Origin of the sequence: Agarivorans sp. Alg241-V36, from assembly GCF_900537085.1 — a bacterium.
GTDB lineage: Bacteria > Pseudomonadota > Gammaproteobacteria > Enterobacterales > Celerinatantimonadaceae > Agarivorans.
Genome location: NZ_UNRE01000011.1, coordinates 136,567 through 156,042, shown reverse-complemented (window position 1 = coordinate 156,042; position 19,476 = coordinate 136,567). Strand labels below are relative to the sequence as shown.

General features: G+C 42.3%; 13 protein-coding genes, 6 tRNA genes and 1 pseudogene. 7 read left to right on the top strand and 13 right to left on the bottom strand.

Features of this window, described 5'->3' with window-relative positions; translation table 11 throughout:
* The 6 genes and pseudogenes from G6R11_RS20880 to rlmKL all read right to left on the bottom strand — a co-directional run.
* Nucleotides 1-434: pseudogene (locus G6R11_RS20880) on the bottom strand (IS3 family transposase); the annotation flags it as partial.
* 83 nt (nt 435-517) lie between these two features.
* A complete protein-coding gene (gene rmf, locus G6R11_RS20875; RefSeq protein WP_084681792.1) occupies nt 518-694 on the bottom strand; it encodes a ribosome modulation factor in 177 nt (58 codons plus the stop codon).
* 148 nt (nt 695-842) lie between these two features.
* Nucleotides 843-2,669 (bottom strand): DUF3466 family protein, encoded by a 1,827-nt coding sequence (locus G6R11_RS20870; RefSeq protein ID WP_163135087.1) that lies wholly within the window; start codon nt 2,667-2,669, stop codon nt 843-845.
* Entirely contained in the window at nt 2,666-4,561 is a 1,896-nt protein-coding gene (locus G6R11_RS20865) for an ABC transporter ATP-binding protein (protein ID WP_163135086.1), read from the bottom strand. The genes G6R11_RS20870 and G6R11_RS20865 overlap by 4 nt, the downstream gene beginning before the upstream one ends.
* Entirely contained in the window at nt 4,555-4,794 is a 240-nt protein-coding gene (locus G6R11_RS20860) for a glutaredoxin family protein (protein ID WP_163135085.1), read from the bottom strand. The genes G6R11_RS20865 and G6R11_RS20860 overlap by 7 nt, the downstream gene beginning before the upstream one ends.
* A gap of 4 nt (nt 4,795-4,798) precedes the next feature.
* Nucleotides 4,799-6,895 carry a bifunctional 23S rRNA (guanine(2069)-N(7))-methyltransferase RlmK/23S rRNA (guanine(2445)-N(2))-methyltransferase RlmL gene (gene rlmKL / locus G6R11_RS20855; protein WP_163135083.1) on the bottom strand — a complete coding sequence of 699 codons (2,097 nt, stop codon included), beginning with the start codon at nt 6,893-6,895 and terminating at the stop codon, nt 4,799-4,801.
* 160 nt (nt 6,896-7,055) lie between these two features.
* On the opposite strand from rlmKL, the gene G6R11_RS20850 reads away from it, so the two are divergent.
* The 6 genes from G6R11_RS20850 to G6R11_RS20825 all read left to right on the top strand — a co-directional run bounded on the left by G6R11_RS20850 (nt 7,056) and on the right by G6R11_RS20825 (nt 7,932).
* Nucleotides 7,056-7,132 (top strand) — tRNA-Met (locus G6R11_RS20850).
* An 83-nt stretch (nt 7,133-7,215) separates the two neighbouring features.
* A tRNA-Met gene (locus tag G6R11_RS20845) sits at nt 7,216-7,292 on the top strand.
* Between the two features lie 83 nt (nt 7,293-7,375).
* A tRNA-Met gene (locus G6R11_RS20840) sits at nt 7,376-7,452 on the top strand.
* 83 nt (nt 7,453-7,535) lie between these two features.
* A tRNA-Met gene (locus G6R11_RS20835) sits at nt 7,536-7,612 on the top strand.
* A gap of 83 nt (nt 7,613-7,695) precedes the next feature.
* A tRNA-Met gene (locus tag G6R11_RS20830) sits at nt 7,696-7,772 on the top strand.
* Nucleotides 7,773-7,855: 83 nt separating this feature from the next.
* Nucleotides 7,856-7,932 (top strand) — tRNA-Met (locus G6R11_RS20825).
* 60 nt (nt 7,933-7,992) lie between these two features.
* On the opposite strand, the gene G6R11_RS20820 is transcribed toward G6R11_RS20825, so the two are convergent.
* A complete protein-coding gene (locus tag G6R11_RS20820) occupies nt 7,993-8,697 on the bottom strand; it encodes an SDR family oxidoreductase (protein ID WP_163135080.1) in 705 nt (234 codons plus the stop codon).
* A 114-nt stretch (nt 8,698-8,811) separates the two neighbouring features.
* Between G6R11_RS20820 and G6R11_RS20815 the strand changes: the two genes are divergently transcribed.
* Nucleotides 8,812-9,231 carry a helix-turn-helix transcriptional regulator gene (locus tag G6R11_RS20815; protein WP_163135078.1) on the top strand — a complete coding sequence of 140 codons (420 nt, stop codon included), beginning with the start codon at nt 8,812-8,814 and terminating at the stop codon, nt 9,229-9,231.
* Between the two features lie 48 nt (nt 9,232-9,279).
* On the opposite strand, the gene G6R11_RS20810 is transcribed toward G6R11_RS20815, so the two are convergent.
* The 6 genes from G6R11_RS20810 to astE all read right to left on the bottom strand — a co-directional run bounded on the left by G6R11_RS20810 (nt 9,280) and on the right by astE (nt 19,380).
* On the bottom strand, nt 9,280-12,351 hold the full coding sequence (locus G6R11_RS20810; RefSeq protein WP_163135076.1) for an efflux RND transporter permease subunit: 3,072 nt from the start codon (nt 12,349-12,351) through the stop codon (nt 9,280-9,282).
* Nucleotides 12,348-13,433: an efflux RND transporter periplasmic adaptor subunit gene (locus G6R11_RS20805; protein ID WP_240352519.1), complete on the bottom strand. Its 1,086-nt coding sequence runs from the start codon at nt 13,431-13,433 to the stop codon at nt 12,348-12,350. The genes G6R11_RS20810 and G6R11_RS20805 overlap by 4 nt, the downstream gene beginning before the upstream one ends.
* Complete coding sequence (locus G6R11_RS20800; protein ID WP_163135074.1) at nt 13,433-14,500, bottom strand: efflux RND transporter periplasmic adaptor subunit; 1,068 nt, start codon at nt 14,498-14,500, stop codon at nt 13,433-13,435. Before G6R11_RS20800 ends, G6R11_RS20805 begins: the two co-directional genes overlap by 1 nt.
* A gap of 163 nt (nt 14,501-14,663) precedes the next feature.
* Nucleotides 14,664-15,059: a hotdog fold thioesterase gene (locus G6R11_RS20795; protein WP_163135072.1), complete on the bottom strand. Its 396-nt coding sequence runs from the start codon at nt 15,057-15,059 to the stop codon at nt 14,664-14,666.
* A gap of 17 nt (nt 15,060-15,076) precedes the next feature.
* On the bottom strand, nt 15,077-18,127 hold the full coding sequence (locus G6R11_RS20790; protein WP_163135070.1) for an FAD-binding and (Fe-S)-binding domain-containing protein: 3,051 nt from the start codon (nt 18,125-18,127) through the stop codon (nt 15,077-15,079).
* Between the two features lie 200 nt (nt 18,128-18,327).
* Entirely contained in the window at nt 18,328-19,380 is a 1,053-nt protein-coding gene (gene astE / locus G6R11_RS20785) for a succinylglutamate desuccinylase (RefSeq protein ID WP_163135068.1), read from the bottom strand.
* Between the last annotated feature and the right edge of the window lie 96 nt (nt 19,381-19,476).

Here is a 19,476-nt window from a genome sequence, read left to right as displayed (position 1 = left end):
CCGTGAAATACCCGCCGCGCGACATGCAGCAGCTAGGTTTATTTCGCTGTCGGTTTTCGCTTGCCAGATGTACCGGATAAGTACTTTTTTCTAAGGCCCGCTCCGTATTCATTGTCCATGATATCGACCATACCATTGAGGATTTGGTTACGTAGCTTCTCTTCGGCTAACTCACGCTCAAGGCGCTTGATTGTTTCGGCTGGCGTTTCTTTTGAATTAGGCATAAGGGGATGCTGAAATGGTTTTGACCAATCAAGCCTACCATGTTTTCTGAGCCAAACCAGTACTGTTGAACGCCCCTGAATGCCAAATCGGGCTTGAGCTTGTTTGTAAGTCATTTCGCCTTTTTCGACGCGCTCTACGACACCTAATTTAAAGGCTAAGGTGTAATCTCGTTGTGTGCGCTTAGGGCTTGAGTTAATGGGTGTTGTCATAAAGAAGTCCTCTTTATGTCAACCTATTTCCGGACGGGACACACCGACATTAAAAAGCCCTATTTTATAGGGCTTTTTTTATATTAGTTATTGTCTAATCCTGAAACGCGTTCTTCAACAGCCTCACGCCACCCACCGTACCAATGCCCTCTTGCGTCTGCTCCACCATACGGACAGGTCTCTTTAGACCTTCCTGATAACCCTGCTTGATAACCTTTGGCATGCGCTCTTTCTAAACGATCGCGTTTTTGTCTTTTCATAGACTTCTTCCTCATCAAGATCAGAAAACAAATCAGGAGCCCACTTGGACTCCTGATCTACTATCGCCTATCGTTTTTAAAAGATCAAAAACTAAATTTTTAAGTATTCGCTAACTAATTGATATTTTTGTTGCACTTAAAAGACAATTTATCTTTTTATGAAACGCCTCACAAAAACAACAGGTAAGAGCAGTAAGCCTAACCATAAGCTAGAAGCACCTTTGCGCTCATACTTCACTTCTTCAATTTGAGGACAAATAGCTAAATCATCAATATCTGTTACTGCTGGGTTTCTTACCAGTTTAAGTAATACTGCTCGAGGATTTACACCATTAATGAACTCTTCAGCACTCTGATAATGATAGCCATTAGCGAAAATTTCACCTTCGTCATTAATGTGGGTAGCGAATTCGATTCTATAAAGAGGGATCTGAGGAGTTCCGTCTTGTTCATAACAAGTCAGCTGATTTAGAGTCCAAGAGTAAGAACTATTTCCGTCAATGTAACGATTATAGTCTAATAAAATACCAGTTTGTCTGCGCGTAGTACCGTTATAAGCGGGTTGTTCTTGACCATCGCCGTCACGCCAACCAACAATTAGACCTTCACTATTAATATCACTGAATTCACTGTTTGCACCAGAAAATGGCTTATTACGTAATGGCCAAGTCACTTGCTGATAATTCACCGAGTTCTCATCACCATCATAAACAAAAGCTTCTACTGGACGGTTACGTGACTTGACTTCAACGTATCGTAGATTACCGATTATCAAATTTGCGTCGTTTACAGCATTTGCCCAAGTGTGAGATACCGAATCTTCAAACTTATCATTGTCTCCATCAATTCTAATATTAGGAATTTTGTTTAAGCTATAAGTGCCGTCGCCATTATCGGTATAGTAAGTCGCGCGACCGCGTGAACCATTAGTGCTGTCGTAAACATCATCTGATGAAAGGCCTACGAGTATTTCACTATTGGCGTCTTTTATTAAGTTATAGTTTGGTGCATTACCGTATCGAGAACGAACATAGCCATCTACTAGTTGTTCTCCTGTTACCTGATCACCATCTACAGCATCTGTGATATCCCAGGTCCAAGCTTGAGTATGGAAACCCGAGCAGCGGTAGTAGTTTTCTCGGTTACCTGTTTGACACTCACCAAAGCTGTCGCTATTGGAATAACTAACGCTACCGATACCTACAACCAAGGTGCGTCCATCTTTTTCAATCACTTGTAATCCAGACGATAATCCACCTTTATCATCTTCAAGTTCGCCACTGCTATTAAACGCCGTGGGTAACAAAGTAACTTTGGCTTGATCACTTAAGCGCAGGGCAAAACCGCGTTGAATGAAGTCTCTTTTATAACTACCACCTTCGGGGTTGGCAAAAGGCGCAGAGTCATAGCCTACAGCCCAACCTAACTCACTATTAATGTCGTTTATACGTGTATCAGTGGTGTAGTCGCTATTAGCAATATCATCAAATACATAAAGCTTTTCGTTGATGGTATCCCAAGTTGGTAAAGGGGGAATATTCTTACCATCTGTATGCATGCCACTAATGTTGCGGTTTGCTAAGAATGCAAGCACATTAGATTGATATAAAGTACCACTTTGTTCTCTTAATCGTTTACGGTAAGTATCGTAAAAGCTGTTGCTACCGTAAAAAAACAAATCACATACTTCACTGGCGTACTGGCAACCATAATCAAAAGTAGTTCGATCAGAAAAGTCGTAAAAACGAAAAGCTGTTCTAAAGGTTAATGCGTTACCGGCAAGGTATTCGCCATCATTACTTACGGCGGTAACAACTAAGTCGCCATTGCCCTCAGCAAGACCGTTAGCTGCTTCAATAGGGATTTCTTCTATAAGGTAGTAGGATTCGGTTTGCGCTGCATGAGCAAAGCTCGCAGTCAAAAATAAAGGCGCGAATGCCGTTGCTATAGAGCGTTTTATCATAGACTTCTTCATGAATTTTTTAGTTCTTCCAATTCTTCCCAACGCATAAACAGATCTTCTAGGTTCTGCTCAGCCTTGGCTAAGTTATTTAAAGTGTCTTGAACTCGATCCTGTTCTAAATTAAAGAACTCTGGCTCATTTACTTTACTTTGTAGTTCGTCAACTTTTGACTCGGCAGCTTCTAATTTTTCGGGTAGCTGGTCAAGTTCAAGTTTCAATTTATATGACAACTTCTTAGTTTGTTTTTGACCGCGTGGATTTTCTTCTGTTTTTTCGATCGGTTTTGGTGCAGGAGCTTTCTGCCGATTCTCAATGTAGCTTGCCACTTCAGAATATCCACCGACATAACTATCTACATTGCTTTTGCCATCAAAAAACCAAACGTGGCTTGCGGTATTATCAATAAAGCTTCGATCATGGCTCACCAATAATACGGTACCTGGATATTGGCTTACCAACTCTTCTAGTAGCTCCAGCGTTTCGACATCCAAATCGTTGGTTGGTTCATCAAGAACTAACAAATTGGCTGGTTTCAAAAATAACTTGGCCAGCATTAAGCGATTCTTCTCGCCACCTGATAAGGCTTTAACCGGAGTAAACGCGCGTTTAGGGTGAAACAAGAAATCTTGTAAGTAGCCCATTACATGTCGTTTATTGCCGTTAATTTCAATCTCTTGTTTACCGCCTGCAAGATTATCTAGCAGTGTTTTATCGGGATCCAACTCTTGGCGATATTGATCAAAGTAAGCAACATTTAGCTTGGTGCCTACTTTAAGTTTGCCAGAGCTTGGTTCTAGTTGCTCAAGCAGTAGTTTAATAAGCGTTGATTTACCACACCCATTGCCCCCTACTAGCGCAATTTTGTCCCCACGCATAACTAGCAAATCGAGCGGTGAAATAATCGGATAAGCCTCATCAGCGTAACTAAAGCTCAACTGCTCAGCTTCAAAGACAATTTTACCCGAACGCAAACCATCATCGATTTGCATATTGCTGGTGCCTTGACGATTAACTCGTTCGCTACGTTCATTTCGCATCGCCTTTAAGGCTCTAACTCGCCCTTCATTGCGGGTGCGACGAGCTTTAATCCCTTGGCGGATCCAGGTTTCTTCTTCGGCTAGGCGTTTATCAAACAAAGCATTCTGTTCTTCTTCAACCCTTAACCATTCAGCCTTCCCTTCTAAGTAGGCATCATAGTTACCAGGCCAAGATGTAAGTACGCCTCGGTCGATATCGATAATTCGGGTAGCGATTTTGCGAATGAAGGCCCTATCGTGACTAATAAATACGATTGTGCCTTTAAAGTTAACTAAGAACTCCTCCAGCCATTTGATGGTAGTTATATCCAAATGGTTGGTAGGTTCATCAAGTAGTAATATATCTGGGTCACCGGCCAAGGCTTTTGCTAGCGCTACCTTTCTTAGCCAACCGCCAGATAAGCCTTGTAAAGGTGCATCGCCATCAAGCTTCATGGTGGTAAGCACTTGCTGGATTTCGTTGTCAAACTTCCATCCATCTACAACATCTATTTCATGTTGTATTTGCTGCATTCGGTTCAGTTCTTTTTCGCTCGAATGCTCACTGATGTTGGAAGTGAGGTGATGAAATTCACTAAGCAACTTGCCGATATGTGGCTTGCCTTCCGCGACATAATCAAAAATGCGCTGCTGGCTAGCTTCTGGCGGGTCTTGTTGCAAGCGGGTTATGACCACATCATTAACTAGCTGGCGTTGACCCGAGTCTAGTTGAATAGCACCTTCAATTACTTGCAATAAGGTACTTTTTCCCGCGCCATTACGGCCAACTAAACATACTCGCTCGGCTTTATTTATTTGTACACTGGCTTTGTTTAGCAGTGGCGTATCGCCATAAGCCAGATAAGCGTCTTGTAGATTTACTAACACGTACAACTCTCTATAAATTGTTCTAACTGGCTCGCGTCAAAGGGCCAGTTTATTCTTTGTTGGCTGGGTTCATGGCATAACACAGGTATGCTGTAACGGTATTGTTCAACCAAAGACTCATCTTCGATTATGTCTTGCTCTTTTAGCTCATGAATATTGGGATTAGCTAAAATCAGCGCGCGAGCATCTTCGCAAAGGTGACAACCATCAGTACTATATAAAACCCAAGTCATACCACTATTCCTTGTGTATCATCCAACAATTATGAATTTGTTTGTTACGCTCAAAATCAGGCGATAAAGACTGACTTGAAATGTTTTTTACTTTGAGCCCCAGTTTATCGAGTGCTTCGATATCCATTTTAAATTGGCGTTTGTTGTTTGAGAAAATCAACTGACCGCCAGGATTGAGCAAGCGAGAAACCGAACCTAACAAATCAACATGATCTTTTTGAATATCAAACACTTCATCCATTTTTTTCGAATTAGAAAAAGTAGGTGGATCAAGAAAGATAAGGTCCCAGCGTTGTGATATCTGAGTTTTTAACCAAGCCATACAATCGGCTCGAATAAACTCATGCTTACTAATAGGCAGTTGGTTTAATCTAAAGTTGTCTTTTGCCCAATTTAGATAGGTATTAGACATATCTACCGTAGTCACTTTAGACGCGCCACCTAGCGCAGCATGCACTGAAGCAGACCCCGTATAAGCAAAAAGGTTAAGTACTTTTTTATCTTGGCTATTCTGCTGAATATAGTGACGCATATTGCGATGGTCTAGAAACAGCCCGGTATCAAGGTAGTCGGTAAGGTTAACGTAAAACTTCGCCCCGTACTCCTGAACAACAAAGCGCTCTTTTTCGTCGCTATTGCGCTCGTATTGTTGACGCCCTTTTTGTTGAGCTCGCTGTTTAATTACTAGCTTATCGTTAGCAACTAAGTCACTTTGCAATAGCCCTGTGAGTAGATCCATTAAGCGACGACGCGCTTTGCCTGGCTCAATACTCTTAGGGGCGCGGTATTCTTGAACGATAACGTAATCGTCGTAGCAATCTACAGCAACATTGTATTCGGGTAAGTCTGCATCGTATAAGCGGTAACAAGTGATGTTGTCGCGCTTAATCCATTTTTGCAGCTTTTTCTTATTCTTAAATAAACGATTTACAAAGTCTTCAGCATACTTACGCTGAGTACCCTGCCCACCTTCACCGATTTGATAGATTTTGAGCACACAATTAAGTGCACCATTCAGGAATTTATACTGCTTGTCACTACGTAAGCGTAAATAGTCTAGTAACTCTGGAGCGGCGGTAAACAGCGACAAGCGCCAGCCAGGATAGTTTTCGCGTACGCTAGCACCAAAGGATAAGAACAAGCCGATGAGTTTTGTTAGTTCGCCTAAACGCTCGCCGTAAGGTGGGTTAGACAAAATAAGCCCTGGTTCACTTGGTGCGGCCGGTAAATTTGCTGCATCGTGAACATGAACAGAGATAATGTCGCTTAAGCCAGCTCGTTCAATGTTAGCTTTAGCCACAGCTACCATGCGCTTGTCGATATCGTACCCAATCAAACGCTGCTTACAATTTGCCAAGCCGGTTTCTGCTCGAGCATTTGCATCAGCCTGTATATCGCTCCAAGCAAATTTTGCGAAATTGCTTAAACGTTCAAAACCAAAACTACGGTTAAGGCCTGGCGCAATATCAGCTGCTTGCATCGCAGCTTCTATAAGAATCGTGCCCGAACCACACATTGGGTCTATCAGGTACTTTTCTTGCCAATTACTTCTGCTCACTAAAGCTGAAGCTAAGTTTTCTCGAACAGGCGCTTCGCCTTGTTCTGTTCGATAACCCCGACGATGTAAGGATGCGCCAGACAAATCGATGGAAATAGCTAAATACTTGCTAGCCAAGCGCACCACAATCCGTGCGTCTTCATCAGTTTTAGCAACGTTAGGACGGGAGCCCTCTGTTTTATTAAACTGATCAACAATGGCGTCTTTTACTTTTAACGCGCCAAATTGACTATTGTCGATATAGTGGTTAGTTCCGCTACAATGCACTGAAAAAGTTTGATCGACGTTGAAATACTTATTCCAAGGTATCGAATATGCGGCTTGGTAGAGTTCATCTACATTGTCAGCTTGAGTTTCAACCAAACGTAACAAAATACGCGATGCAACACGTGACCACATACAAATCTTATAAGCCGTTGGCCAATCACAGGTGAAACTTACACCGGCAACTGTTTGTTTGCACTCTTGTGCACCTAAGGCCTTTAATTCATCTAAACATAAGCTTTCTAAACCTTTAGCGGTCGAAGCGAAAAAATCTGCCATTACGATACTCTATTTATTTAACCCGTGGATTATACCTGTTTTGCTAAGGATCAGTAGTAAAAGCCTCATTCGGATAAATAATCGGCAGTTAAGGGATTATTACAAATAATCTCTTGTATTATCACTACTCTCTGCGTACTATGCGCTCCGCAATAACGGACGCGGGATGGAGCAGTCTGGTAGCTCGTCGGGCTCATAACCCGAAGGTCGTTGGTTCAAATCCGGCTCCCGCAACCAATTCTTTACATAAGAATTGCTTAGTTCGAATAGCTAAGCCAAGCAACTATTCAAATCACTTAACTTTTTCAGTTAAGACCGGACGCGGGATGGAGCAGTCTGGTAGCTCGTCGGGCTCATAACCCGAAGGTCGTTGGTTCAAATCCGGCTCCCGCAACCAATTCTTTATATAAGAATTGCTTAGTTCGAATAGCTAAGCCAAGCAACTATTCAAATCACTTAACTTTTTCAGTTAAGAACGGACGCGGGATGGAGCAGTCTGGTAGCTCGTCGGGCTCATAACCCGAAGGTCGTTGGTTCAAATCCGGCTCCCGCAACCAATTCTTTATATAAGAATTGCTTAGTTCGAATAGCTAAGCCAAGTAATTATTCAAATCACTTAACTTTTTCAGTTAAGACCGGACGCGGGATGGAGCAGTCTGGTAGCTCGTCGGGCTCATAACCCGAAGGTCGTTGGTTCAAATCCGGCTCCCGCAACCAATTCTTTATATAAGAATTGCTTAGTTCGAATAGCTAAGCCAAGTAACTATTCAAATCACTTAACTTTTTCAGTTAAGACCGGACGCGGGATGGAGCAGTCTGGTAGCTCGTCGGGCTCATAACCCGAAGGTCGTTGGTTCAAATCCGGCTCCCGCAACCAATTCTTTATATAAGAATTGCTTAGTTCGAATAGCTAAGCCAAGCAACTATTCAAATCACTTAACTTTTTCAGTTAAGACCGGACGCGGGATGGAGCAGTCTGGTAGCTCGTCGGGCTCATAACCCGAAGGTCGTTGGTTCAAATCCGGCTCCCGCAACCAATTCTTACTCTTCTCTATACTGTTCAAACTAGCAACCGCTGATACAGCTGCCACTCCTAACTAAAATCCATACAAGCCAATATTTTCTAGATGTACTCTTGCTGGTTGTTTAAGCACAAACAACGCTGCCTCAGCTAGATCACTCACTTGTAGCCAACCTGGCTTTATATCAGATTCACACTCTGGCGCTGGTACTTGTACTAAGCCTGGACACAAACTATGTACTCTGATGCCGTGTTCTCTTACTTCTTCTTGTAATGCTGCTGCAAGACCGAGCACCGCAAATTTAGCTGCACAATATGGTCCAGCGTTGGCGTATCCATTTTTAGCCGCTTGCGAAGCAATGTTCAGAATAAAACCGCTTTGTTGTGTTTTCATGCTCGGCAGTACCGCTTGGCTCATTAAAAAAGTGCCTTTAGTACAGGTATCTACAACTAAGTCCCAGTCTTCTTCACTGCAATCCTCAATAGTATCTCCAACACCTAAACCGCTATTGTTTACCAATATGTCTACCCGACCAAACTGGCTTATTACATAGTCTTTTAGTGCTTGAACTTTCTGCTTGATGCGGATATCGGCTGCGTAGCAATCAACCCTAAGGCCAAATTCTTTTAGCAGCTGGCTAGCGGTATGCTCAAGTTTTGCTAAATCTCTAGAGCAAATTACTACCTTTGCGCCCTGCTCCGCTAAGGCTTTAGCAATTGCCAAACCGATACCACTGCCACCACCTGTAACTATTGCAACCTTGCCATTTACGCTTTCCATTTACTTACCTTAAATCGACTAATTGAAGTGGGTATTCTGCAAGTTTTCTGGACACAATCAATACTATAGTGCTAACTTTGTCGTACTTTAGTACGAGTGAGCAAAGGTGTTCAATTGAACGAATTTTCCAACCGCCTAAAAGAATTAATGGGTGAACAAAGTGTTAGTGGCTTTGCCCGAAAAGTAGAGCTGAACGAGAGTCTAATCAGGAAGTATCTAAAAGGCTCAGAGCCAAGTTTGTCTAAAGCTAATCAAATAGCGCAAAAAGCCAACTGTTCACTAGAATGGTTAGCAACCGGTGAAGGCTATCAATACCGAAAAGCAGAAGTAGTTGACATGGAGGCCCTTGAAAAGGCGGTTGAACTTACTTTAGCGGCAGCAGAGCAACACGATTTAAGTGTAGAAAATGAAAAAGTAATGAAGGTGATTGTTGCCACGTATCAATATCTCAGAACAACACGTAAAAAAGATGGCTACTTTGATTTAGAAGAAGCAAAACCCTTTGTTAGATATGTGATGGGATTGTGCGGATAAAAAAAGAGTTGCCAAGGCAACTCTTTTTTTGTGTTACATCTAATTGCTTTAAAACTCTTTGTAGTCTCGATACTTCACGTTAAAGAAAATAACGTACAAGACCGGAACAATTAGCAAAGTAAGCACGGTTGCTACACCTAAACCAAACATTACCACCGCAGCCATAGACTCGAAGAATACATCTGAGATCAATGGAGCTACTCCTAAAATGGTAGTTACAGCAGCCATACAAACCGGTCTTACACGGCTAACGGTGGAATCAAATACCGCTTGGTATACTTCTTTACCGGCTGTTATATCGGCATTGATTTGGTCGAGTAATACAATGCCGTTTTTAAGCAACATCCCCGACAAACTCAGCATTCCTAACAAGGCCATAAAACCGAAAGGTTTACCGAGGAACAACAGGCCTGAAGTTATGCCAATGAGTGCCAAAGGAACGCAGCACCAAATAACTAAAGGCTTTTTAACCGAGTTAAACAGGAATACCGTAATCAAAAACATGATTAAGTAACCCATAGGCAATGATGCAAACAATGCTTCTTGAGCATCACCTGACGACTCGTACTCACCGCCCCATTGCAACTCATAACCAGATGGAAGTTCTAGTGCTTCTACCTGTGGTTTGATTTTGGCAAACAACTCAGCAGGTAAAATATCGTATTCAAAATCTGCATCGGCAAACACCGTTAAGGTACGTTTTTTGTCGCGTCGCTGAATAATCGGATCTTCAAATTTAACACTGAAACCATTTACCACTTGCTGAATTGGGATATAACTTTTTAAAGTCGGGCTCCAAATTCGCAAGCTTTCTAAAGAATCGATGTCAATACGTTCTTGCTCAGGCAACCGACCAACAATTGGCAGTAGCGTGGTTCCTTCCCGATATAAACCAAAACTTAAACCAGCAAAGGCAAACTCGAGGGTTTGGTCTATATCTGCTTTATTGATGCCAAGACGTCGAGCTTGAGTTTCATTAAAGTTAGGTTCAATGTATTTAACGCGATCACGCCAATCGTGGCGCACATTAACAGTACCGGGAGTATCGTTAAATATTTCTTGAATGTCAGCAGCAATGGAGCGCAGTACATCTGGATCAGCACCTAGAATTCTCGCTTCAATTTTTGCATCAGTAGAAGGTCCAATTTCTAGTTTCTTAAACTTAAACTGCGCTTGTGGAAACGCTTGCTCCACGCCTTTACGTAATGAAGACATTGCTGCATCAGAAGTCACTGCATCGGTTGTTCTCACCGCAATTTGCGCATAAGCACCATAACTTTTCTCAGGTGAATAAGTTAGCATAAAGCGCTGGAAGCCTTTGCCCACTGACGAAGACACAAAGGTTACAGCGTCTGTGTCTCGTGCCATGCTTTCCATTTCTTGTACCGACTTTTGGGTTTCGCGAATATCAGTGCCTTCTGGCATCCAAACATCAACCAAGAAAATGGGTGTAGAAGATGGTGGGAAAAATGACTGTTTAACGTAGCCAAAACCAACAACAGATAGCACAAACAACACAACAACAACAATCACTGTTGGCCATTTAAAGCGTAAACAAAAATCAAGCAAGGCCTTGTAAGCATTAAAGAATGCGCCTTTGTATGGGTCGTTGTCTTCACCTTCTACTTGTTTTTCGCCCTCTTTACCAAAAAACAATTGGGCAAAAAACGGCGTGATGGTGATGGCGGTGATCCAAGACAAAAATAGTGAAAACAGCAGTACCCAAAACAAAGATGCCGCAAATTCACCGGTAGAGTCAGGCGATAAGCCAATTGGTGCAAAGGCTGTAATAGCAATAACGGTGGCGCCCAATAATGGCCACATAGTTTGCCCAACAATCTCTTGAGCAGATTCTAGGGTACTTAGGCCTTTTTTACGGCCCATCAATATCCCTTCAACCACTACAATAGCGTTATCAACCAGCATACCTAAGGCGATGATAAGCGCGCCTAATGATATTCGCTGCAGTTCAATTTCCGCCTGCTTCATCAAAATGAAGGTGCCTAAACAGGTTAGGAATAAGATCAGGCCAATGAGTATGCCGCTTTTTAGCCCCATAAAAACAAGCAAAACAACCACTACAATCACAACAGCCATTATTAAGTTCCATACAAAGGAACTTACTGACTTATCTACTTCTTGCGGTTGGTTATAGATTGAATCGATAATCATGCCAGCGGGTCTAGCGTAATCAATTTCCTGTAAACGTTGCTCTATTGCTTTACCCACCTCAACCACATTTACTCCGCTGGTAAATGAAACACCAATATTAATGGCTTGGTTTTGATTAAAGCTAATCAGGTTACTGGGAATTTCCTCATAACCTCTAGAAATAGTGGCTACATCTTTAAGATAAATGAGTTTGTCGCCCGTTGTGCCGGGGATGATCAAATCACCTAACTCAGCTACGGATTTGAATGCACCGGTTGGCCGGATAGTTAATTGGTCACCGGCAATCTGGATGTTACCTGCAGAAGTCACCATATTTTGGGAATTAAGCAAACTAGTGATTAAAGCCGGATCGAGGTTGAAGGTAGCTAGTTTCTGAATAGAAATTTCTATAAACACTTGTTCAGTTTGGGCGCCGGCAAGGTTTACTTTACCTACTCCTGGCACCAGTTCAATTTCACGCCTTACATAGTCAACGTAATCTTGTAAGTCTTTATAGTCGTAGTTCGCACCTGACACCATATACATAATGCCGTAAACATCACCAAAGTCATCGTTTACCAATGGCGTAGAAGCGCCTGGAGGTAGTTGTGACGTCATATCTCCAACTTTACGCCGCAACTCATCCCAAATTTGCGGTAGTTCGTCTGGCCCATATGTTCTTTTCATGGTGACCGTAATTTGAGACATACCAGGGGTACTTAGAGAAACAATATCGTCAACGTAAGGAAGCGCTTGAATTGCTTTCTCTACTGGATAAGTCACCTCTTCTTCTACTTCGGTAGAAGTGGCACCAGGGTACATAGTAACAACCACCGCATCTTTAATCGTAAACGGGGGATCTTCTAATTGCCCTAATCCACTAAAAGATAGGATTCCGCCAATCAACAAGATCAGGGTAAACATCCAACTAATAATTGAATTTTTTACAAAATATCCTGCAATGTTCATTGCTTATCCTTCTTTAAAACAACTGATTGGCCATCAACTAAACGATTTGCACCAACGGAAACAATTACGTCTCCATCATTTAAGCCCTGATTAATTTCGATAAAGTCGCCAGAAAGAGTACCTATTGTTACTTCTTGTTTTTCTACAGTGTTATCTGCTTTATAGCGCCAAACAATCGGTCGTTGCTGGTTGAGATTGGAACCATCTGGCATTACAACAGCAGCAATTGGTACAAGGAAATCGCGACTATAGGTGTAAGTTACATCAGATAGGTCTATTGACACCTTAGCTTGCATGCCTTCTAACACCGCAAAGTTCTTGTCGAAAGGTACCAATATGGTCGCGATATAACTGCGGGTTGATTGGTCTTTTTCTAAGTTGAGCTCATAAGGTATGCCGCTAAAAGTACGGTCTGGAAAAGCTTCAAAATTTACATCTATTTCCATACGGTTAATTCGGTCTTTACCCAATTTAGCCACTGCAATAATCATGTCTGGTAGTTGCACATCCACTTCAACAAAGTCCACTTTGTGCATGCTTAACACTGCAGAGCCGGGTTGCACATTTACAAATGGGTCGGTGAATACATCACCAACAATTCCGTCAAATGGCGCGCGTAGTTCTGTGTACTTCAGCATTAATTGGGCTTTTTTGTAATCAGCTGATGCGACTAGATATTCCGCACGCATTTTGTCGTATTCGCTTTGTGAAAGAAGCTTTTGATCAAGCAAGGCTTTGGCTCGTTCAAATTGTTGCTTGGTTAAGGTTAAGCGTGCTTCACGGTCGTTGACGATGATTTGATAATCTCTTTTATCTAGCTCAGCTAATAAATCACCTTTGTTTACTTTTTGACCCTTCTTTACCGCAATTTGGCGAATTTCACCGTCTACTCTAAAAGATAATTCCGCTAAGTCGTGCGCGCGAGCAATACCGTTAAAATCTCGATCTACTGTATTGCTAGCTTCTGGCAAGTTATACACTTCTACAACTTGTTCTTGCTCTACTATGTTTGTGTCTTTACCACAAGCAGCTAGCAAAGAGAGCATCACAGTACTTATTAGTATTTGTTTAAAAGGCATCATTATAATCCTCTCTCCTTAACCCATTTGACTGCGGCTTGACCATCGTCGAGTTCGGCGGCGCCCGCTATCACTAACCAATCTCCATCGGTTAAGCCAGAGGTAATCATGCCATCAGCAAGCTCAATTTTAGTTTTGGTTACTATGTTTGAATTAGGATCCCAAACAAATACAAAATCTTGATTCTCTTCGTTAACCACGCTCCCTAAAGGAGCTTTAACGTTAGAACTTGAATTTTGGGTTGTGGATTCAATTTGAACCTGAGTGGCCATACCAGGAAAGATATTTAGCTCATCTGGAATAGGTAAACTAAGCACAATGGTATAGCTGGCTGTAGAAGGGTCGGCAACAGTGCTCAGCTCTTTTAGCGAGGCATCATACCATTGCTCACGTCCTTGAAATTGTACTCTTAAGTTTGGAGCTGCATCGCCATTAATTCGAGAAGCTTGGAAAATACCGATTAGACGCTCTGGCAGCTGAAAGTTTACATCTACAGTTGATTCAGTTTGCAAGCTAAGTACTTGTTGTTTTTCGTAAACGTACTCGTATTGGTCTGCGTATTTACTGGCAATTAGGCCATCGTATGGCGCGACTAGTTTAGTATAACTTAAATTGACTTTTGCCTTATCTAAAGCGGCCTGGCTAATAGAAAATTGGCTTTTTGAGCGGTCATAATCGCTTCTAGAGATAACGCCTCGGTCAACCAACTGAGTAGCTCGATCAAAAAGTACCTTGGCTAAGTAGAAGTTGGCTTCGGCTACCTCTAACTCTTGGTTGTACATTGCAGGGTCTAGGTTAGCTAGTGGCTGACCTGCTACTACGGCGTCACCGGGTTTAACCAATACCTCGTCTAAGCGCCCTGCTACTTGGAAAGAAAGAATGGCAGTGTCAGATGCAAAGGTTTCTCCGGGCAGGGTTCTAATTCGTGTTCCGTCTCCGATTTCGACCAGTTCCACTTTTACAGGTCTGGGGTATGTTTTAACAGATTCAACAGGGTCTTTGTTACAGCCTAATAGCAGTAAACTGCTAAAAGCGACTATTCCAAGACCACGATATGTTTGACGCGACATAAAGATCCCTAAGTTAATTTACCAATACATATTCAACGTTAGACGTATAACCGCCAATCATCAAAATATTTGCGCTAAATTAGACTATGAAATCCTATAAAGTTCAGTTTGTTAGATGTAATAATTTGGTAAAAATATGGGGGAGTTATTAACAACTTAGCGATTATTTAGTTTTAACCATTACTGTTAGACGTGAACTACACACCAGATCGTTGTTTTGAACAATATTGATTTGCCATACTTGCAGTGAATTGCCCAACTTGATTGGGCTCGCTTTAGCGGTGACTTCGCCATGCCTAACAGCTTTTAAGTGGTTAGCGTTAATTTCTACGCCTACCACCATTGTGTTATCACCAGCTACGCAATAAGCAGCACAACTGGCCAAACTTTCGGCTAGAACGACATTTGCTCCACCATGCAGCAAACCCATTGGCTGCTTAACTTTTGCAGTAACGGGCATTTTTGCCACTAAATAGTCATCACCGATTTCTGTAAACTCTATATCAAGATAGGCGAGCATGTTGCCCTCGCCCATCTTATTTAAGGTTGCCAAGCTCATTGGCAAATTCCAGATGCTCACGACAATAAGCTCAACAGAATTTGTAATGGGTGCTTTGGCTTTTCACCCTCTAAGCGTTTAACTTGGCTTCTACATGAGTAACCAGTAACCATACAGCGCTCTTTAGGTAAACTCGCCATTTTTTGCTTCCAGCTCAACTCATAAATAGCTTTCGAAGTCGCTAGTTGCTTGGCATCGTGCCCGTAAGTACCTGCCATGCCACAACAGCCGACTGCGACATCTTCCAAATTAGCGCCAAAGCGATTAAATACCTGCTGCCACTGCTTGAAAGCATCAGCTTTAAGCGCTTTTTCTGTACAGTGACCAAACAAATACCAAGCTTCTTTATCACTTACTTGCTGAGCCTCAAAAACACTAGCGTCTATTGAATCTAGCCATTCCTGTACTACGAGTACGTTAAAGTCGCCCCTAGCATCGCCAAGCGCGTGTTTATATTCGTCGCGGTAACAAAGCACCAGTGCGGGTTCTACACCTACCATTTTAATTCCAAGCTCACTCACCTGGTTTAAAAATGCCGCACTAGTTTGAGCTGACTTATTAAACTTGCTCAAAAAGCCTTTAATGTGTTGCGGCTTACCGTTGGGTTTAAACGGCAACAGCACAGGATTTAGTCCAAGCTTTTTCGCTAACTTAACAAAGTCTTCGACCAACTCGGCCTCATAAAAACTAGTGAAGGGGTCTTGAACAACCAACACTGTGTTCTGCTTTTCCTCATCACTCAAGTTTTGCAAAGCGTTGTAGTCGTACTTGCTACTTAAACTTTCTGGAATGCGCTGCGCGAGCGTAGGAAAACTAAGAGTGGGAATGTCTACCATTCCTATCGTTTTCTCTACCGCGAGGCTTGCCCACTTAGGGGACATAGCAAAATTGAACAAACGCGGTGCTTTTGCCATTAATGGCGCATAGCTCTCGACGTAGGCAACGAAGTAATCTTTAAGCGGACGCAAATAACGACCATGATACACATTCAAAAAACGTGAGCGGAAGGTAGGTACATCTACTTTGATTGGGCAACCAGTAGTACATGCTTTACATGCTAAACAGGTTTGCATCGCATCATAAACTTCGTGGCTATAATCGTACTCTCCTTTAGACTTAGCAATACTATTTCTAATTTTAAGCAGAATACTGTCTGGAGAAATAAACCTCGCGTTTAACTTTTCTTCTTGCGCTAGTGGGTCAACCTTTAAAGCGGCTAATTGGCGTAACCACTCTCGCATTAAGCCAGCACGGCCCTTTGGTGAGTATCGGCGATCCCCTGTTGCTTTAAATGAAGGACACATTGGGCTTGAAGTATCGTAATTGAAGCAAAGCCCGTTACCGTTACACTCCATTGCGTTCTTAAAGCTATCTCGCACTTCTACAGCAATCTCACGGTCATATTTGCCGCGCTTGGTACCGTCAACCGATACTAAGCTTTCTTCGCTGTTTAACGGTGTACAAATTTTACCGGGGTTTATTTGATTATGAGGATCGAAAGCCGCCTTAATTTTTCTAAGTTCAGCAAACAAGGTTTCACCAAAAAACTCAGGACCGTATTCTGAACGAAAGCCCTTGCCGTGCTCTCCCCACATAAGTCCTTTGTATTTGGCCGTGAGCGCTACAACTTGGTCAGAGATTTCCCGCATAAGGATTTCTTGTTCGGGGTCGCATAAATCTAAAGCAGGACGAACATGCAATACGCCTGAGTCTACGTGGCCAAACATACCGTAATGTAGACCTTTACCATCAAGCAACTCTCTAAACTCAACGATAAAGTCGGCTAAATTTTCTGGCGGTACACAGGTGTCTTCGGCGAAGGCAACGGGTTTGGCGCTACCCGCCGTATTTCCTAATAAACCTACCGCCTTTTTACGCATGTTATAAATGGCGTTAATGCTGCCTAAGTCATCACAACGTTGAAAACCAATAACACCGAGTTTGGTAACCGCTGTCTGCGATAAAATCTCGACAAGATTGTTTATCTTTTGCTGTTGAAGTGCTTCGTCATTTTCAGCAAATTCAACAATGTTAATGCCCTGCATTTCTTGATCAGGCACATCGCTAATCAAGTCTCTTACACTATCCCAAACCACGTCTTGCTGGGCGAGATTAAGTACCTTGGAATCAATGGTCTCTACAGATAAAGCCTGTGCTTCTACTAAACTAGGCGCATGACGCAAAGCTGATTGGAAAGAATCGTACTTCACCGTAACCAAAGTTCGATATTTTGGAATCGGGGTAAGATCTAGTTTAGCTTCAGTGATAAATGCCAATGAGCCTTCAGACCCACACAAAATCCGGGTTAAATCTACGCTATCTTGCTCAGGTGAATAGGCATTTTTTAGATCATAGCCAGTCAAAAAACGATTAAGTTTTGGGAACTTCTCTTCAACCAACGAGCGCATATCAACACAGGCATGCTTAACCGCTGTGTAAATATCAGTTAACGACTCTCGCTGCTGATCTAGCTGATCAACACGAACTGGGTCGGTGTCAATTTCTTCACCACTGGCCAATACGGCTTTTAAGCCGATAACATGGTCGCTGGTTTTACCGTAGACCATTGAACCTTGACCCGATGCATCGGTATTGATCATGCCACCCAAGGTAGCACGGTTACTGGTAGATAAATCAGGTGAAAAGAACAATCCGTGCTCTTTTAACACACCGTTGAGTTGGTCTTTTACAATGCCCGTTTCCACCCTAACCCAACGCTCTTCAACATTAAGCTCGATGACCTTGTTCATAAACTTAGATAAGTCGACTACGATACCTTCGGTTAAGGACTGCCCATTGGTGCCGGTACCACCGCCACGAGGGCTTAGTTTAATTGACTGGAATGTAGAAGCTGAAGCTAAGCGACATAGCTGCTTAATGTCGTTGCTATTTTTGGGGAAAACCACTGCTTGTGGCAAATATTGATAAACCGAGTTATCAGTTGCAACAGCTAAACGACTGGCGTAGGTAGTTTGAATTTCGCCTGAAAAAGCTGATTGTTCAAGCTTCGCTAAATAGTCTAAATACAGAGCCTCAAGAGAATGCTGAGGGCTTAACTTAGGGATCATAAATCCGTTGTCCCACTCTAAGGTATTAAAAATTGGAAGGATTATATCACGGGATCCGGTGCTTCAATACGTCTTTGACAGCAACAATGTGTTGTACTGCGATTTGTTTACTAACTAGCTGGATTGTAATGGAAATGGACGATTCAAAAGATTATAAGCTAGCGACGAACGTTAAATACAGAGTCACTAGCTTTATCTGCTCATTCCAGTCGGTGATTTTTTTCCGCTTGTTCAATATCTGATAAGCTCATTCTTTTTACTAATAATACAGCACGTTGGCCAATCGCTACCTTATCATTAGGAAATACAATGGCTTTAGGTCCGTTACTAATTACTACGCTCCCACTTCCCTCTTTGGCAAGCTCATAGCCGGTTTGATATTCAGTAAAATTTGCTTGGCTTTGCCCAAAGCTAAAACAAAAATCTTCTTGATGTTTGTTTACTACATCACTCACCTCAAACAACACAGCTTGCTTGGGCTTAAAGCCTAATGAACTGAGATTACTATCGCTAAGCAACTGTTGCAGCGTAGTAGAGAGTTGTTCTAATTTGCTTAAATCGTTTTGACCAAAAGCATGTACTTTGCCTAGTTCAACTGTAAAGGCTACTGCATTGTACTTAGCACTCGAATGATAGCTAAATGTAGAAGCAGGCTCGTTTGAAAACAGCACACAGTCAACTCCACAAGCTTGTAGCAGGGCTAAACTCGATTTTTGCCATGTTTTACCATGGGTAAAGGGATAAACTGCAAATTTTTCGTGTTTGGAGCTTCTAATCGCTGTATGTAAATCTAAGTGATAGGCAGGTAAGTGTTGATAGCTCTTGTAGAAACTGTCTAAAAGACTCTCTAATTGCTTTGCGCGCTCGACTTCATAACAGCTTGAGTAATTCTGATGTTTGCCTATAAACAAACGATTTAAGTTTACGCTTAACTCTCTTTTAGCTTCAATCATTGCTGGTGGGTTTCCGAGAATAACCAGCAATGGTTGTTCTAGTTTTACTTCCAGAGCAAGAATATCTGAAACCAGTTTATCTAAGCATTCTATGGGCGCAGTCTCGTTACCATGTATGCCGGCAGACAAGACAATTGCTCGACTAGGAATTGAGTCTTTTGGTTCGAAGTGCACTACACCAGGAGCTAATAAACTCACCTTGGTATCATTGGCTAATTCAAAGCCGAAGGTGTCAGTGTTTTGAGGAGAATTTAAAGTGAACTCTAGCAGACCCTGTTGGAGTAAAGCTGTTTTAGCCACATCTTGTCCTTAGATGTAAAAGAAGTGGCCAATAGTATGCTAGTTTTTGAGGCATAAAAAAAGGGAGACATAGTCTCCCTTATTTAAGCTAAGAAC

Coding starts and splice junctions, on each gene's coding strand:
- rmf (WP_084681792.1), bottom strand. CDS start 694: ATGAAAAGACAAAAACGCGATCGTTTAGAAAGAGCGCATGCCAAAGGT.
- G6R11_RS20870 (WP_163135087.1), bottom strand. CDS start 2,669: ATGAAGAAGTCTATGATAAAACGCTCTATAGCAACGGCATTCGCGCCT.
- G6R11_RS20860 (WP_163135085.1), bottom strand. CDS start 4,794: ATGACTTGGGTTTTATATAGTACTGATGGTTGTCACCTTTGCGAAGAT.
- rlmKL (WP_163135083.1), bottom strand. CDS start 6,895: ATGGCAGATTTTTTCGCTTCGACCGCTAAAGGTTTAGAAAGCTTATGT.
- G6R11_RS20820 (WP_163135080.1), bottom strand. CDS start 8,697: ATGGAAAGCGTAAATGGCAAGGTTGCAATAGTTACAGGTGGTGGCAGT.
- G6R11_RS20810 (WP_163135076.1), bottom strand. CDS start 12,351: ATGAACATTGCAGGATATTTTGTAAAAAATTCAATTATTAGTTGGATG.
- G6R11_RS20805 (WP_240352519.1), bottom strand. CDS start 13,433: ATGATGCCTTTTAAACAAATACTAATAAGTACTGTGATGCTCTCTTTG.
- G6R11_RS20800 (WP_163135074.1), bottom strand. CDS start 14,500: ATGTCGCGTCAAACATATCGTGGTCTTGGAATAGTCGCTTTTAGCAGT.
- G6R11_RS20795 (WP_163135072.1), bottom strand. CDS start 15,059: ATGAGCTTGGCAACCTTAAATAAGATGGGCGAGGGCAACATGCTCGCC.
- G6R11_RS20790 (WP_163135070.1), bottom strand. CDS start 18,127: ATGATCCCTAAGTTAAGCCCTCAGCATTCTCTTGAGGCTCTGTATTTA.